Source organism: Nostoc sp. JL31, from assembly GCF_017114965.1.
Lineage (GTDB): Bacteria > Cyanobacteriota > Cyanobacteriia > Cyanobacteriales > Nostocaceae > Nostoc > Nostoc punctiforme_A.
Window position 1 is genome coordinate 59,357 of the sequence record NZ_JABXKO010000106.1, and the last position, 17,065, is coordinate 76,421.

13 protein-coding genes and 1 pseudogene are annotated in these 17,065 nt (G+C 33.6%); 1 reads left to right on the top strand and 13 read right to left on the bottom strand.

Going from position 1 to position 17,065, the window contains the following annotated elements; genetic code table 11:
• Positions 1-356: pseudogene (locus tag HWQ43_RS26165) on the top strand (hypothetical protein); the annotation flags it as partial.
• Here the strand turns inward: HWQ43_RS26165 and HWQ43_RS26170 are convergent.
• The 13 genes from HWQ43_RS26170 to HWQ43_RS26230 all read right to left on the bottom strand — a co-directional run bounded on the left by HWQ43_RS26170 (position 274) and on the right by HWQ43_RS26230 (position 16,273).
• Entirely contained in the window at positions 274-1,026 is a 753-nt protein-coding gene (locus HWQ43_RS26170) for a trans-aconitate 2-methyltransferase (RefSeq protein WP_292739088.1), read from the bottom strand. The pseudogene HWQ43_RS26165 and the gene HWQ43_RS26170 overlap by 83 nt on opposite strands.
• Before the next feature lie 257 nt (positions 1,027-1,283).
• The gene (locus HWQ43_RS26175) at positions 1,284-2,066 is read right to left on the bottom strand and encodes a class I SAM-dependent methyltransferase (RefSeq protein WP_292739090.1); all 783 of its coding nucleotides are present in this window, start codon (positions 2,064-2,066) and stop codon (positions 1,284-1,286) included.
• A gap of 34 nt (positions 2,067-2,100) precedes the next feature.
• Positions 2,101-3,093 carry a glycosyltransferase family 2 protein gene (locus HWQ43_RS26180; protein ID WP_292739092.1) on the bottom strand — a complete coding sequence of 331 codons (993 nt, stop codon included), beginning with the start codon at positions 3,091-3,093 and terminating at the stop codon, positions 2,101-2,103.
• A 159-nt stretch (positions 3,094-3,252) separates the two neighbouring features.
• Positions 3,253-4,020, bottom strand: a complete 768-nt coding sequence (locus HWQ43_RS26185) for a class I SAM-dependent methyltransferase (protein ID WP_292739094.1) — start codon at positions 4,018-4,020, stop codon at positions 3,253-3,255.
• Between the two features lie 142 nt (positions 4,021-4,162).
• The gene (locus HWQ43_RS26190; protein ID WP_292739096.1) at positions 4,163-5,332 is read right to left on the bottom strand and encodes a glycosyltransferase family 2 protein; all 1,170 of its coding nucleotides are present in this window, start codon (positions 5,330-5,332) and stop codon (positions 4,163-4,165) included.
• Positions 5,329-6,093: a glycosyltransferase family 2 protein gene (locus tag HWQ43_RS26195; RefSeq protein ID WP_292739098.1), complete on the bottom strand. Its 765-nt coding sequence runs from the start codon at positions 6,091-6,093 to the stop codon at positions 5,329-5,331. The genes HWQ43_RS26190 and HWQ43_RS26195 overlap by 4 nt, the downstream gene beginning before the upstream one ends.
• A gap of 156 nt (positions 6,094-6,249) precedes the next feature.
• Positions 6,250-7,437 carry a glycosyltransferase gene (locus tag HWQ43_RS26200; protein ID WP_292739100.1) on the bottom strand — a complete coding sequence of 396 codons (1,188 nt, stop codon included), beginning with the start codon at positions 7,435-7,437 and terminating at the stop codon, positions 6,250-6,252.
• Positions 7,438-7,520: 83 nt separating this feature from the next.
• Positions 7,521-8,891 carry a hypothetical protein gene (locus tag HWQ43_RS26205; RefSeq protein ID WP_292739103.1) on the bottom strand — a complete coding sequence of 457 codons (1,371 nt, stop codon included), beginning with the start codon at positions 8,889-8,891 and terminating at the stop codon, positions 7,521-7,523.
• Complete coding sequence (locus HWQ43_RS26210) at positions 8,891-10,015, bottom strand: glycosyltransferase family 4 protein (protein ID WP_292739105.1); 1,125 nt, start codon at positions 10,013-10,015, stop codon at positions 8,891-8,893. Before HWQ43_RS26210 ends, HWQ43_RS26205 begins: the two co-directional genes overlap by 1 nt.
• Positions 10,016-10,110: 95 nt before the next feature.
• Positions 10,111-10,836 (bottom strand): class I SAM-dependent methyltransferase, encoded by a 726-nt coding sequence (locus HWQ43_RS26215; RefSeq protein WP_292739108.1) that lies wholly within the window; start codon positions 10,834-10,836, stop codon positions 10,111-10,113.
• 33 nt (positions 10,837-10,869) lie between these two features.
• Entirely contained in the window at positions 10,870-11,730 is an 861-nt protein-coding gene (locus HWQ43_RS26220) for a class I SAM-dependent methyltransferase (protein WP_292739111.1), read from the bottom strand.
• A gap of 64 nt (positions 11,731-11,794) precedes the next feature.
• Entirely contained in the window at positions 11,795-13,255 is a 1,461-nt protein-coding gene (locus tag HWQ43_RS26225; protein WP_292739113.1) for an MOP flippase family protein, read from the bottom strand.
• 768 nt (positions 13,256-14,023) lie between these two features.
• Positions 14,024-16,273, bottom strand: coding sequence for a polysaccharide biosynthesis tyrosine autokinase (locus HWQ43_RS26230; RefSeq protein ID WP_292739116.1), 2,250 nt, complete (start codon positions 16,271-16,273; stop codon positions 14,024-14,026).
• Positions 16,274-17,065: the final 792 nt, after the last annotated feature.

Here is a 17,065-nt window from a genome sequence, read left to right on the forward strand (position 1 = left end):
CTCACCAGAGGTTACAGCATATTTATTTGATTACGTCAGATTATCATTTGAGGCGAGCAAGAGCGATCGCAACCATAGTTTTGGGTAGTCAGGGAACTGTGGTTACACCTGTGGCGGTAGCTTCTCAAAATCACCCATCAGAATCATTGGTGCGGGTGTTGCGTGATTGTGGGCGATCGTTTTTGTGGCTTGTAACTACGCGTACTGGTGCTAGTTTAAATCCACGTTTAAAATTATTTACCTTTGCTCAACTTTATTTTAAAACTGAATCAGTTAGCAGTTCTGTTTCTTGCTTAACCAGAAATGTCCATGACGAACGGGACCAATATGTAGAAAAATTCTCCGCAGAATATTGATATTCTTCCATTTTTCATAATCTGTATACTGGGAAACAATTAATCCAGCCTTGGTTATTGTGTCTTCCCATTGTGCTTTTGATAAAAAACAAACCCCACAACCTGCTGTATTCGCACCCATTTTTTTCATAGTAGAAGCTAAAATTTTACTAGATGTTAGGTAAAATATAAGATAACTAGGTAATTTTGTAAAAACGATACCATCATATATATTTTCAAAAATAGAAATATAACCATTCTCAGATAACAAATTACAAGCGTTAATTAGTGCTTCATATTGAATTTTTCGCGTTTCATGATAGGAATCTTGTACGAAATGATGAAGTGACCAATTAAAGAAAATTAAATTAAATTTCGTATTCTCTGCACAAATATTATTTAATTCTTCTACAGAAGCTAATAACAATGTTTTTCTTATATCAGGTTTATTTAATTCTAGGAGAGTACTAGCATTATCAATAACAGTACCAACTGATTCAGGATAATTTTTCAATATTCTATCTGTGAATATTCCATTACCACCACCAATATCAAGAAAAGAAAATGTTTGCCCGTTAAAATTATGCTCTATTAAACTTTTAAGTGTTTTCCATTCTAAATCCCCAACATATTCCCGATCAAATTGTTGTAATTGTTGATTATTCAATCGTCGAATTACTTTATTATTCATATATTTTTTTGTGAGTGATTTACTTGGAATAGGGTTATAAACTATTGTTTTGGGTAGTCAGGGGATTGTGGTTACGCTCGTGGCGATAGTGTCTCAAAATCAACCATCAGAATCATTGGTGGGAGTGTTGCCAGATTGTGGGCGATCGTTTTTGTGGATTGCGACTGGGCGGACTGGAGCCAGTTTTAATTCTAGACTTAAGTCCCATCGTAATTTTTATCTATCTACTAATTTTTTGAAAAACTACCTTAATCAAATTACTCTTTTACAGGTTCAGATATTTGAATTAATACCTGCCATGCTTGATTACGTAAAAATGGCAATTTGAAGAGCAATTGATCTAAAAATTCTAGGATACGTAATATCACTCTAAAACCAGGAAAATCTACAATTAGAATAGCCAGCAGTGAAGTCAAATAAAAATACTTTATTTCTATATTTTTAAAATATTGTTTTATTAATTTTAAATCACTTTCTAGAAGAGGGTGTTCATCTTCAGAGCGAATTGATGGTGTTAAACTACGAAATAAGTTAATAAGTATATTATGCCCAAGCGGTTCAATAAAAATAGCCTTACCCTCTGGTTGGAGAACATCAGCTATTGATTTAATTGCTTTTTCCAGGTCGAGGTGATGCAGAATTCCAGACCCACAGATTAAGTCTATTGAGGAAGGGTTAAATGTTAATTCCTCCGCATTCATGACTTCAAATGAAATATTTTCTCCTATTTCTTCATTTAATGCCTGTACTTTAGCGACTTCAATGGCTACTGGAGATATATCAATACCTATAACTTTCTTAGACTGACTCTTAGCTAAAATAAAGGCATAACTGCCAGTTCCACATCCATATTCAATAATTGTTAAACCTTCACAATTTTTTATTAATAATTGCTTATACTCTTTTTTAATAGACTGAGCTAACCTATAAAATTTACCAACTTTTTTGCTTCGTTGAGAATCATTAGCAAATCTTTGATCATGAAATTTTTTCTCACGTTCAATTCTGGATATATCTGTTTCTATTTGATGTTCTAACATTTTCTATTTCCATTTATAATTGAATTGAAACATATCACCAAGCATTTACTTTGAAAATCTTATGCCTCACTAGCTGATATCCGTAGCCATAAAAGTGAGCAATTGGCATGGTTAGCAAGGTAACTCCACAGAAAAACCACAGACTTAAAGTAGAAGGAATTTCATCTTCACTACCGCGCCAAAGTTCTGTAGTAAATTCGTTACGGAATTTGAAAGTTGTACGTAAGCTTTCCCCAAATGGAAAAACTAAGCCACTCAAAATTAATGCTTCTGTATGTAGAGATAACTGAGGAACGATGAAATCAATCAGCGATAACACTAGTGTAGCTGATATAAATAAAAATGGTAGCTTTCCTCTAAGTTGCAGTTGCTTTGTGTGTTTAATACTAGTTAAATAACGTCCTCTGTTATATTTAAAGTATTGAATACAAATAGATTTCCAGGTTTTTCTGGGATAGTACCATACTCGAATGCCTGAACTAATATAGATAGCTTGGGGATTTCTGTTTAGTAATTTCTGATTTAATTCAGCATCTTGGTTAGTAATTTGTGAAACATCAAACCCAGAAGCATTACGTAACTCTTTTGTCCAAAAACATTCTAAATACACTGTGTCAGTATATCCGTTATAATTGGGATTTCTATATTTAGCCCCACCACTGTCTAAAAAGCTTTTAGAAGCCAGTACAACCCCTGCTTGAAAAGGTGTTTTAGCTACAAATCGTTGTGCGCCACCGACGTTAAGGGCTTTGGACTCTAATAATGCTTCTATACATCGTTCTATATAGTCTGGTGCGTAATCAGAGTGAGCCTCAGATATCAGGAAAATATCACCTATACATTCTTGCAAACTTAAATTTAGTCCAGCTGATTGGATTTTTAAAGGATTGTATATTATTTCAACTAAATTGAGATAAAAAGTTGAAATGAATCCTCTAATTAGTTTTTCTATATTAGCAGCTTCATTATAAGTAGGAATTACTAAACTTACGAAGGGAAAACTGTTGACGCTATATTGATTTAACAAAATTCATAGTTATTTATATGTTTTCTTTTTTAACACAATTGTTGTGCCACGAATCGATAACGCAGATATATTATACTGACAAAAATCCTGACTAATTGATAATTTGTTTATTTTATCTAAATCTGATTCTGTTCCTTCTATAATTTTATCTTCTAAAACTTAAAATCCAACATCTGAAAATATATTTAAATAGTCCTGGTGTCGTAGTCTATTTTGATAATGTAATGAAGGATTAAATATTAAATTCCAAATTTTATTATTAAATTGAAGGAAATTATACACAGAAATATTACTATCAAAATAAGAATAATGATCTTGATAGTCAATTTTAAAACTCATAATTCCATCATTTTTTAAAAGGCGATAGCATTCTTTTAAAATAGCAATAATATCATCTAGGGGAATATGTTCTAAAGTATTAGTTGAAACAATATAATCAATAGTTTCTTGTTCCAGATTAGTTTTCCTAGCATCGAATGGCGCTCGATATTGTACTCCATAGAATTGTATTAATTCATCAATACATTCAAGTTTATTTTTTAAATATTTTTTTGGTATACGTTGAAGTTTTAAATAGTTACTTATGTGCTGAATTTCTTCTATAGCTTTATTAATTAACTCAATACGAATTAATTTACGTATATCTATCAAAACTTGATGATTAACTCCTAAGCTATAAAAGAGTAAAGGTTGTACTAAATCCCATCCAGCTCCAAATTCATAAAAAGTAGCTTGCTCAAGAGAATCTGAACTATATTTATGAAAATTTTCAATATGTTGCGCTGCAATCAATAATTTTTCTTTTATTTTTGGTTCTTTAAGCGGCAAATTTTTAGTTATATTCTTTTGAAAGAAATAGTTTATATCCTCTCCAAAAGGAATTATCGAGAAGATATATTGTAGTCCAGCTTTGTATTTCCAATCCATAATACTCAATTCAGTTTTGTTAATTTGCTTGTAAATATTGCTGTAGCTTCTCAATATCAACCCTCAGAATCATTAGTACGGGTGTTGCGAGATTGTGGGCGATCGTTTTTGTGGATTGTAACTAGGCGGAGTGCTGCCAGTTTTAACTCTCGTTTGAAATCTCTTTTATGTACCAACCCGTAACTCTCAGAAATCCACGTCTAAATAGCTGATATGCGTAGCCAGAAAAGTGAGCAATTGGAATAGTTAGTAAGGTAACTCCACAAAAAAAGCACAGACTTAAACAAGAAGGAATTTCGTCTTCTTTCCCGCGCCATAACTCTGTAGTAAAATTATTACGGAATTTAAAAGTTGTGCGTAAGCTTTCCCCAAATGGAAAAAGTAAGCCACTTAGAATCAATGCTTCTGTATGTAGAGATAACTGAGGAACGATCAAATCAATAAGTGATAGCAACAGTGTGGCCGATATAAATAAAAACGGTAGTTTTCCTCTCAGTTGCAATTGATTTTTGTGTTTAATACTAGTTAAGTAACGTCCTCTGCCATATTTAAAGTATTGAATACAAATAGATTTCCAGGTTTTTCTGGGATAGTACCACACCCGAATTTTGGAACTGATGTAAATAGCTTTATTAGTTTCATTATCATCTAAGCCAGTTGATTTGTGATGTAACCTATCATCTAGATTAGTAATTTTTGAATTATCAGAATAATATGCCTTCAATCTTAGATTTAGCTCATAGTCTTCATTAGGAGTCGATTCTATATTGTATCCTGATAATTTTAGCAAGTCCTCTTTCCAGAAACACCCTAAATAAACTGTTTCGGCGTAACCGTCATAATTAGAATCTCGATATTTGGCACCACCACTTCCCAAAATGCTTTTAGAGGCCAGCACAACCCCCGCCTGAAACGCGGTTTTAGCTACAAATCTTTGTGCGCCACCAACGTTAAGGGCTTTGGACTCTAATAATGTTTCTACACATTGTTCTATATAGTCTGGTGCGTAATCAGAGTGAGCATCAGCTCTGAGAAATATATCACCTGTGCATTCTTTAAGTATCAGATTTAGACCAGCCGATTGAACTTTTAATGAATTGTGTAGCAGTTTGACTCTATAATCTTCTAACGACAATTTATTGACAATATCTTGTGTGCCATCTGTGCTACCGCCATCAGCCACAATTACTTCAATTAACTTTGGATATTCAGTTTTTAAAAAACCTTGAATGATGCGTTCTATATTACCTGCTTCGTTGTATGCGGGAATGGCCAATGTTAAGGTTGGAAACTTTATATTTGAAATACTCATAAATATAACTTTAATGGTATCATACAAAAACGTTGAATTGCTTTGATATAGCCAATAGTATCAAGTTGTAAATTACGCTGCGTGTTATATATAAAGTATTTCTTTCGTATATTCCTATGTGCTTTATAATTTTGAAAAACCTTCAAAGAAGATACACCTGTAGTGTCATAACATGAAACTGGAAATTTGAGAAGATATGGCGTTTCTATCAAAGAAGCTCTAATATTAAAATCATAATCCATACCTAAAAATAATTGTTCATTATATAATCCTACTTTTTCTAAAATTTCCTTAGTAAAAATTGTAGACTGATGGCATATAGGATTACTATATAAAAATAGTTCTTGATTCCATTGGCTATATTGTTTAATATGCCTTTTCAGGAATCCTTTGCGGCTAAACGATATAGTTTCTCCAAAAGCCCAAAGCCATTTTTTATTTTGATATGATTCCACTACTTTAGTAATAACTTGACTATTTGCTAATGTATCTCCGGCATTCAAAAAGATTATTAAATTATCTGTTACATATTTAAGTCCCTCATTAAATGCTGCTGCGATACCACTACCTTTTTGAAAATAGACATAACAATTTTTTCTATGCGGAAAATTGTTAATAATATCGATAGTTAAATCAGTAGATTGTCCATCAATAATGATGTGATTTATATGACTATAATCTTGATTACTAACACTTGTCATAGTTCTAGCAATTATATTTTCAGCGTTTTTGCTAATTGTCACTATATCGCAAATAATCATTTGGTTTCTACCTATAGTAAAGTAAAACTATATATTTTTAATCTTGTTGAATCAAAAGAAACTACTGGTCTACCAAAGCCTAAAGACTTAAAAAACCTTTCGTTTGTCCAAGAGCTTTTTGAATTGAAGTTACAATCGTAAAATCAGTAGATGAATCTAGTTAGTCTTTAATAAATCTATAAATCTCCTTGCTGTATTATATACAATTAAACTAATTAGCTTTTTAGTACCTATATCCGAAGTAGTTGCGGCATATTGTTTTATTTTTTTAAATTTTATCTCCTTGAGACAATCACCCACTTTACATAAAGTATAGAATGAACCAGGCTGCTCAAAAATAATATTAAGCTCAGGTGGAACTAAGCTGAAGCCATAAGATAACGATGCTTTTCTGGTGTCACGTATTGTTAGCAAATATTCAGTGGATATCTTATCGAGGTTTTTAGTCCCATATAGGTCTGTTGTAAAATTGATGCCAGCAAGGTTACTGTTCAGCCCCTTTATACAGTCAGATGTGAGTTCAAAGTGACTATCATAGATAACTTTAGACTCGCTCAATAGAGAAAATTTATACTGCTGAGGCAGCACTTGCAAGGGTACCTGAAGTCTAAAAGTTGAGTAGGCATAATTTTCTCCTGCATCAGAAAAATTAGTTGTTAGAGACTTTCGAGGTACTACAAAAAACTTGTCCTTATCAACAATATATTTAATAAAGTATTTCTTCCATGATTTTTCCGGCCAACTTAGTACTTCATCAGGAATTAAAAGATTTTTAGCTGACATCAATTGCTTACTTTCACATTTTTCATTTGCAAACCATTCTAAAAAATCTTTCCACTGACGTTTTGTCCATATCTGTCCCCAAGATGTTGCACTTTGAATAAAATAATTATCAAATTCATCGTTAATCGGAATAAACCTTTGTTGAGCATACTCGTTATATAAATACGAATAAAGAGATATTCCGGCTATACGATTATCGTCTTTGTAGAAAGATAATGCTTGACAGGAATAGTTATAGAATTCAGGTGACACAAACAAATCATCTTCTAGAACTATTACAGCTTCGCACTGCTGTGAAATACTCCCACAATAAATTATATGTTTCTTTAAACCTAAATTTCTAGAATGCAAAACTACTTCTTTATCACCATATTTCCAAATAAATTCCTGTGCGATTTTTGCAACATGAGAAGAACCTCCATAATCAATACTGATTATGAGCTTAATATTTGAGTAAACCTTAAAGGATGCCTTAGATAAGGAATCTAACAATCTCTTCAAAGATAAAGGTCGATTATAAGCAGCAACAACAATTGTTGGTTGTATTCTACAGTCTCTCATGGTTTATACACTTTTCTACTTTCCTAGATTGGAGTTTACTACCAGATATTGCGGCATTTTTTTGTAAATGCAAGAGTAAATAACTATCTATTTGGAGTAGCATTGATAAAAAATTCTATATAATCAAATAAAGTCATTTCCAAAGGTCTACCATTAAAAAATATGTGTTCTGGAGCAACTATCCAGCCTCCTATAAGACCTCTAAAGAATAGGCTAAGATTGTAAGTGATGAGAACTGCTACTGAAATCACGATTAGACGATTCCAAAAAATATTTTTTGGAATTATATTTTTCATAATAGGTATATAAAAAAGTCCGTGCATTGAAATCAACAAATAATAAATTCTCCAGTTTACTAAACTAATTGCTCCAGAGATATATGAAATAATTTGGATAGAAAAAATAATTATTAATGCCAAATTCTTATGTTTAAAAATTATTATATCCTTTGTTTTTATTAAAGATATAAAAATTGTGATTTGCATGAATAAAAAAATTATTTTGTCAAAAATACTGCCACCTAGCATATCACCATAAGTATCATAGTTGCTTAATTTGTTCTCTAGCATGAATGAATAAGATTCATTAAAATTAAATAAGTTTATCAGAGGTAAAATTATAGTTAAAGATATTCCTCCACTAAAACATACGAAAATAACAGCCGAAATAAATATAATTAAAATTGCAAATTTTGTTATTATTTGTATGCCTTTTTTGGCTTTATTATTTAAAGTAATACTTTTAAATTTATTTTTAGATATTTTCAAAAAAAGTAAGATGCCAATATTTATAATATTTGAAAAATGAGAAAATACTGCGAGTAATAAGTAGGCAAAAAATGAAATCCCAGAGGATTCCATAAAAGCAATAGCTGCCATTAAAAAAGTGTTAGATAAAGAGTGCCTTATTATTGGAACCTGGAAGTAGTAAAATGGTGTTGAAAAAACTACTATTAGCAAAATCGGATAGTATTTTGATGATAGTCTCTTACTAATTACAAAAACCACTAATGTATTAATAATAAGTGCATTAATAAATAAATAATGATAAACAGAGCCATTTGTCAAATTATAAACAATATATGCAATTAAAAAAGGAACAAACTCAGATCCTATTCCATATGATAGTGTTGCATCTAAAGGATTTAAATAACCTAATTGCTCATAGGTTTGAACATAATATACAAGATCAGAATAAATTGTATAAGATGTCAAGAAAATACAGACGGTGATAACTATTAATATTAAAACTAAATTATTTAAAAAACCTATATTTTTACTTGAATTGTCAGATTTTAATAAATTTAGCTGGACAAAGACAAGTAATGGAAATATGCCAACTATTGGCATCAAAAACCAAATAGCTAAACTAATAAACAAGAAACCAATACTATATAAATTGAAATTGCGAATATTGTTTTTGAGTACTGTTCGCTTTTGAGTTAGTATTCTCATTATTTAAGTCCCATGAGGTGCCGAAGTTGTTCAGCTTCTAGTTCGCATGAAAAATTCTGTCGCGCTCTTTGCCAACCAGCTTTTCCCATTTGAACGCGCAAGTGAGCGTCATGAGCTAGAGTAATCAGATATTCAGCCATCTTTTTACTGTTACCCTCTTCTACTAATAATCCTGTCTCGCCATGTTTGACAGCTTCGGGAATTCCTGCATGATAGGTCGAGACAACGGGCAAACTGTATGCCATTGCTTCTAAAATACCTACAGGTAGTCCTTCTTCATCTCCTGTTTTGGGATCGGTCATGCTATGTTGTAAAAAGATATCTGCCTCTTTCATTAGTTTTAGGACTACTTGATTGGGTTGACCTCCATGTAATGTCACCTTTTGCTCTAAATTCCAACTCTGAATGAATTTTTGTACAGACTTAAATAAAGACCCAGTTCCTATATAATCAAGGTGTAAATCAGGATAAACCTCTGTTGCTTGACGAAAAGCATCTAACATCAAGAGAGGAGCTTTTTTAGCTACCATTCGCCCAACTGCTATGCAGCGAATGATTTCTTGTTGATTATTCCTAACAAATGATTGAAAGGGAACTTTGACACCACAAGGGATAACATGAATTTTCTCAGCCTTTAAACCTAGCTCAGTTAATCTCTGGCGCTGGATTTCATTGACTGTAATGATTGCATCCGCTTGGTTATAACGCAAATATTCAATTTGCCATTTCTTTTGACGCAGAAGAGTCGAAACATCCATTCCGTGAGCATGAGCAAAAAAAGGAATTCCTAACTTTTGAGCCAAAGGAAGCCAGCAAATAGGATAATTTAAGTATTCTCCGAGAATGACATTGACATTTTGCTTGCACAAAAACTGCTTTACTGGCGAGTAAAATGTAGGATATCCAGGGAAAAACGTCTTGGCAATTTTCCCAAATCCTTTTTCAATCAAACTGAAGCGATTGAAAATTAATTTGGGGCAGTCAACATCCCAGTGCCCACTATAAGGAAGGCTATTACTAGATGTTACAACAACAGTGTTTCCTGGAAGTAAATCTTCCATATGTCGTCGGATAAATGTTTCAGACAGAGCGCCAATCTGTGGTGCAATAACAGCCAGAGACATAATTTCAACACCCAAATAAAGGAACCTAATTAAATAGAAGATTCTAGCGTTTCCTAGAATCAAATGTAATATTTTATCTCTGCAACCCAGTAAAATTAGAGGAAACAAACCGGGACATAATCATCCCGTTTTTCTCCAAGTATATTGCCTTTTTCATAAATAAATGTTTGGTGTTTTTCAGAAAAGTCAGAGGAACTAAAAATCTGGACGTTGGAAAAATACTGCATATATCGCTCAAAATAATCCTTCCCAGGCGCTCTAATATGCCCGTTTTCTAAGAGATTTGGTTCTAAATATTCAACAGTTTCCTTGCAAACTATAGGTACTGGGAGAATAGCAATGGATTTTCCGGGTTTCAAAATTCTCTTAATCTCAGAGAGTGCCTTCATGTCATCGCTAATGTGTTCTAGTACATGAGAGGCAAAAATAAAGTCAAAGGTTTTTTCTCTAAATGGAAGTTTAGTCATATCGCATTTGATATCGACATTTTTCATTAGTAAATCTGCGCTTGTATAATTTTGAAACTTGTCCCTGAAATATTTAGCAAAGAAAGGTTCCGGTGCAAAATGCAAAATACTAGCATTAGTAAGATCAACGTTTTCAAAAATGCGATCACAAACAAGCTTTTGCAGGCGATGTCTTTCAGCAGAGTTGCATCTAGGACATAAACAATTTTTTCTGTAACCTGTTGGAGGATTCACGTCAAAGAATGCGCCAATATACCCGCACATCGGACATTCATATTTATCCTTAAAAATACTTGTAGTATATTGGCTAATAAATGATAATTTTATTTTTATTCTGTTTAATTGATGTATCATTTAATCTATACCTCTAGAGCAGAAGAGCAGAAATTACACAGTTATTGCAGAAGGTTTTCTAACCGTACCAGATATCCCAGTTATCATTGAAAATTCGCGGAATTCCTCTGGTGGTTTATCAAATCTATAAAGTATCCAGACAATCGGTAAAACTATTACTGAAATTATTACTGAAATCAATAATCCAAGTGGCTTATGATTTATTGAATATCCGAATCTTCTTCGTCCCCACAATCCTATCATTTGGGCTAGAGATGCATCCCATCCACCTAAAGCTTGCAGTTGAATGTTGTCGAATCCAGCGTTCCTAAGATGGCGTTCTAAAGAAAATGGTGTGTAACGATATTCATCATAGGGAACAGTGTGGAGTGGCCATAAAAAAGGAACTGTAAAAAATAAAATACCTCCAGGTTTCAAGACTCTTAGAATTTCTTTAATTACTATTTCTGGTTCTGGGCAATGTTCAAATACTTCAGTTGCGATAGCACAGTCGATACAAGAATCTGCTAAAGGAATGTGTTTTCCATCCCAAATTAGATCAGGTTTAGTATACAGGTTATCCTGGAAATCTAAACCAATATATTTCTCAACTAGACTTGGTGGCTCTAATAAGAGAGATTTGTAAGGCATATAACCAGCACCTACATCTAAGAGAGTTCCTGAAAAATTAGGGATAGTTTTTTTTAAGGATTTAAAAATGCTTTTTCTATGTCCAAAATTATCTATATTGCCAATTCCGATTTTTGGGGATAAAAAATCTCTTTCTTTATTATTAATCACCCTTTTTATTGACGTAAGTTTCAGCTTCATTATCAACTTATTAATCATTTTTTTTGATATTAATGTAAGAGTATATTTTAAAAGGGTATTTATGCTTTTATAGTTAGTTAGCATAGTGAGGCATCTAAGTACATGGCTAAAACCTTAATTTTTTGTTTCACTTAACCCAGTAAGGAAATTAATCAATTAATTGTTCTTTGCTACAAGGGGTTATAAAATTTATAAATCCTAGTAATTCTTGTCGATTAATCCACCAACTTGCCAATAAGTAGCTAAGAATTCCTAGTGGAACTAAAATTACTAATATCCAAATACTCGCTAGAGAGGTAGGCAATATAAATTTTAGCGCTGAAATAACTATCAACATTATTAAACTAGTAAACCACGGTCGCCAAAGCACTAAACCTAAATCGCCCATAGGTAGTTCAATGAGGCGGAAAGGAATAGCAAAACAGGGATAAGTTACCAAACACAAATAATAGATATTATAGGCTGTGGCAACTCCAATAATCCCCCAGTGTAAACCGATTCCAAAAGCAATAATAGCTGGAAATCCTGTAGCTATGCCCCAGCCAAACAACAAGTCTGTACGATCTTTAATATTATAGATATAACCTACAGTCATCGCTACAGATTGTATAAGTCCTAGAGGAGATAATATCATTACAAGGATAATGACTGGTCGCCATTGCGGGCCAAAAAATGCCAGTATTAAGGGTTCAGATAATACAAATACTCCAGTCATTAAAGGAAAAGTAATTAAGCTAATTCTTGTAATGGCTTTTAAATAAATGCTCCTAAATTTAGCATTATCATCTTGAATTTTAGACAAAATAGGAAACATAACCCTACCAACAACGGCAGAAATACCTTGGATAGGGTAAACCAGAATACGATATGCTAAAGTATAATAGCCTAAATCTTGGGAACTTAAAAACCGACCAATCAAAATATAGTCACTGTTTCGGACAAAATAATTAAAAATAGTAAAGCCAGTTAGATTTAAAGTAAAGCTACTAACTTCTTTTAAATCGCTGAAGCAAAAAATAAACTGAGGTTTCCATTGACTTGTACTCCATAGAAGTATTGATGTAATAGCGGCAACCGTTAGTGTTTGTATTACTAAACTCCATACACCAAAGCCAGTAAATGCAGAAACAATACCTAATATAGCTCCTAAAAAAACAGCCGCATTTTCTATTTTAGCTAAAGTTTTAAAGTCTAATTTTTTTTCTAAAATTGCTTTATGAGCAATACTAAAACCAGAAATTATAAAAGTTAATGCCAGAACTCTTAAAAGTTCTGTTACTCTAGGCTCTTGATAAAAGTAAGTCACTAAAGGAGCGCAAACTATAAGGATAAAGCTTGCTAATATTCCAAAGATTCCATTAACCCAAAATAATGTACTTACAAGGGAATCAGAAACTTGCTTGCGTTGGATAATAGCTGCTGATGTGCCTAAGTCACTGAATAAGGTCATAAATCCAGTAGTAATGGTTGCCATACTCACTAAACCAAAATCATTAGGTGAGAGGAACCTAGCTAGAACAACAGTTGTTAGTAACTGCATTATCTGTCTTCCTAATTGCGAAGCTAAAGACCATTTAATACCAGATACGGCAGATTGTTTAAGAGACATTGATTTTTTGTGTCACTCTTGTATTATCATTGCCAATCAATCACCCCAACTCATCCTGAATCAAATTTTGAACCAACAACGGAATACTGTCACTGTAACCATAAGTTTGCCGCTTTTGAAAGCATAACCTTGCCGCAGGATGTCACTTAAAGGATAAGATGGCCGCTTTTAAAGGATAAAGTGGCCGCCCCAATCAAGCTGGAATGCTTATTTTCCCGTTGCCATACTTTGCAAGCGATCGCACTCAATCCTTTCAAATACCCTTCCGCTTTAGGTTATGTTCTGCGGCCACTTTTTGCTTTAAAAACGGTCACTTTATCCTTTAAGTGACATAAGTCAATTTAAAACTATAAACGTGCCACCCCGGCAAGCTTATGCTTACAGTCACAAATACTATAGACAGTTACTAGCAAATCAGCCGCTTATGGTAGATGCATATCACCAAATAATGATGAAATGCAGTTTGGATAAATTGATGCTGTTTTTAGTTGGATCTTTAGTCTTATTAGTGCTGATTAAAAATAACTTAACGAAAGAAAAAAGCAATTTTTTATCACAAGCCCCAATTAATCAGTATCAGAATAAATCCCATATCATATTTTATTTTTGAAATACACCTTAGATATACTTAGATTTTTTCAAAAATACAATATGATTGCTATATTCTCTTAGCTGAAACGTATTGCTTTATGTTTCGCCTATAACTTTACACAACCTAAATCTTGAACACCTCAGAAATAACACTGATCTCACCAAACTAATAACCAGTTACAGGAGTCTTAATCCAGTGATTCTACTTAAGTTAGACTTAATCTTATTCTTCCTACCAGAATTATTCTCTCCAGTATATGTATTGTAGTAGTGATAACTGTAGTCATTATTGCCAGTAGTTACAGCATTCACTACTATTCCCAACACAGGCACACGCGAATGCTGAATAAGTGCCTTTGTAGTCTTAGCTGCAACAGAATTAACTACACCAGGACGTGCAACTAACAACATTCCATCTGCCATTTTGCCTACTATCGACGCATCAGCCAAAATACTTAAAGGTGGAGTGTCAATAATTACGAAGTCATAATCTTGGGTAGCTTGTTGCAATAACCCATTCATCCTTTGTGAGTCTAATAGTGCAGCTGGGTTAGGCGGTATCATGCCAGAACTAAGCAATTCTACATTGATCATCACTTCCTTGGCAGCTTCTGCTAACGTAGCTTGCCCCACTAAAACATTACTTAACCCCATCAAATTAGGTTGTTGCCACATTTCGTGTTGACGGGGGCGACGCATATCTGCATCAATCAATAGCACTCGCTTTCCCATTTGGGCAGTTGCGATCGCCAAGTTAGCTGCTACAAAAGATTTACCCTCACTCATCACAGAACTGCTAACCACAATTACCTTCAGTTCCTTATCAGAAAAAGTGAAACCCAGGTTAATCTGGAGCATTTCAAAGGCAGCATTGACTGATGAATAAGGGTTATTCAGTACCGGCAACTCCCTTAAACTCTCACCACCAGCCAACCTAGCTTTTTGATCAAAAACCGGGATTGTACCCAACAAAGGATAGTCCAACAACTCTTGAGCTTCTTCTGTTGTCTTCACAGACTTGTCTCCAGCTTCTAGCAATAAAGCTGCTGCGATCGCTAAGAAAAATCCTAAAAATCCCCCTAGTGCTAAATTTAAGAGTATACGAGGAGAAACTGCTTTTTTCGGAAGTAAAGCTTCAGAAACAACCCTGGCATTACCTACATTCTGATTTTCCAGCACTTGAACTTCTTGCAATCGTTTGAGCATTTGTTCGTAGGTTATTTGAGCAACCTGTAGCTGTCGTTGCCGTTGTCGTTGCAGTTGTTCTAGTTTGGGTAAGGTTCTCAGACGTGCTTGATAAAGTACCAATGCCTTCATCAACACACCAACTTGCTTCTCCAATCCCAACCGTTGTACTTCCACTTGCACCAAATTAGCGGTTAGGGTCTGCTTGAGTTCTCCTATTTGTAAATCTTGGTCTGGGATAGGCTGCGAACTACCCAGAGTTTGGTTTACTCTTCCTTCTAGCTGCTTTTTAAGAGCTTGTTCTTTACTTAATAAACTAGTAATAACTGGGTGTCCATCGGTAAATCGTGACCTCTCCACAGCTAACTGGTCTTGAACATTCTGATATTGTGATAGCACTTCTTGTACTGCTCTCGATTGACTTAAGCTGCTAAGTGCCATAGCTTGCTTTGTGTTCAATGCCAATTGATTTTGCAAAGCACCAGAACGACTCCTAGCATCTACCAACTGCGCCCGAAGTTGGGTTATTTGATTGGATAATTCATTAAGACTTTTAATGCCTTCTTCAGCTTCTACTTCTAAAGAAACAACCTCGTATTTTTCTTTAAACTGACGCAGTACTGCTTCCTCTTGTTTAACCTTTGCCTCAACTACGGGTAATTGCTTGTTTAAAAATTCCCGTGCTGCTCTGGCTTGAGAACGGTTAACCTGAACATTGTTTGTTATATAAGCACTCATCAATCTATTGATGATAGCTGTGGCTTCTTGAGGATTAGTACTACGGTAAGAAAGTTGTAAAATATCCGTCCCTCGGATAGGTTTGATTTTCAATTTAAGCAGAAAATCCTCTATTTCTAAAGGTTGTCCCAGTTTATCCTTCAGTTGCAACTCAGTAATAGTTTTTTGAATCAGGGGATTGGAGCGAATAATTTCTGCTTCAGTTTCCAAAGGGTTAGAGAGATTTGTCAGCCCAGTGAGTTGTCCCAGTTGTCCCAGTTGTTCACTTGCACCTGTAAGGGAAGAAAGGCCACTTTCCTTATTAAAAAGGAGTTTAGCCTCGGCTTCATAAATTGGTTTTTGAATAAAAGTAAGCAAGCTTGTGGCTCCAAAGACAGACCCCATAATGATTGCTATCAGAAACCAACGTCTTTTTAGAATCCGCCAATACTGTTGAAAATTAATCAGGTCTTGATCATCTTGATGGGAAGGCATACGTTTAGCTAATACTCCAGATGTTGACACTCATAAGGATTTAGTTGATTCATTATTTACTGATATTAGAGTGAGGAAGTAGAAGAGGACAAAGATCAATTTGTCCAAATATCCTCTGATATTGCTCCTCGTTGATTGCAACTGGGGCTGAATAATCTATAAAGCTTTAGTCAAAGATTATCAAGCTTTCCCCAAAAATACATACGTATTTTTACGGTTTTATCCATTTACTGGTTTTTGACATATTATTTGCTATAAATATTACTAGATTTTGTACTTACTCAAAAAATATTTTAGTGTAGGTGTAGCCCAATCCAGGCATCGTTTGACTACAGCCCAAGTGAATCAATAAATATACAGTGATGAATTAACAAAAATCTGTAAGCCTTTTACAGCAAGGTTTTGCATAATTTAATTATCATCTCAAAATTTATTTTATGAGTTAATTTTGTTTAAAGTTGATTATTCATCTTAGTATATAGAATACAAATCACTTAAGCCTAAAAATCTAATTATTTTGGGTCATTTATTTAATAAGTTTTGTAAAGATAAAATGTATTAATTGTAATGTTTACGTAATTCCCCCGTAGCTCATAGCTAAAATCAGGGTTAATAATAAAGGTGAAGGCTTCATAAATACTGATCAAACAAACAAGGCGATTTTTTTGAGTAATCTCACAAAATTTTGTTTTCTAGGTGTTGAAACCAGGGTTTTGTTTTCGATTACTGGTCTTGTAGTTTGCTAATGAGTTTTAAATTATTTTGATCTATTGAAATCTGATACTAAAAGTTTCGGGGGAATTATTGCTTATATCCAATTTT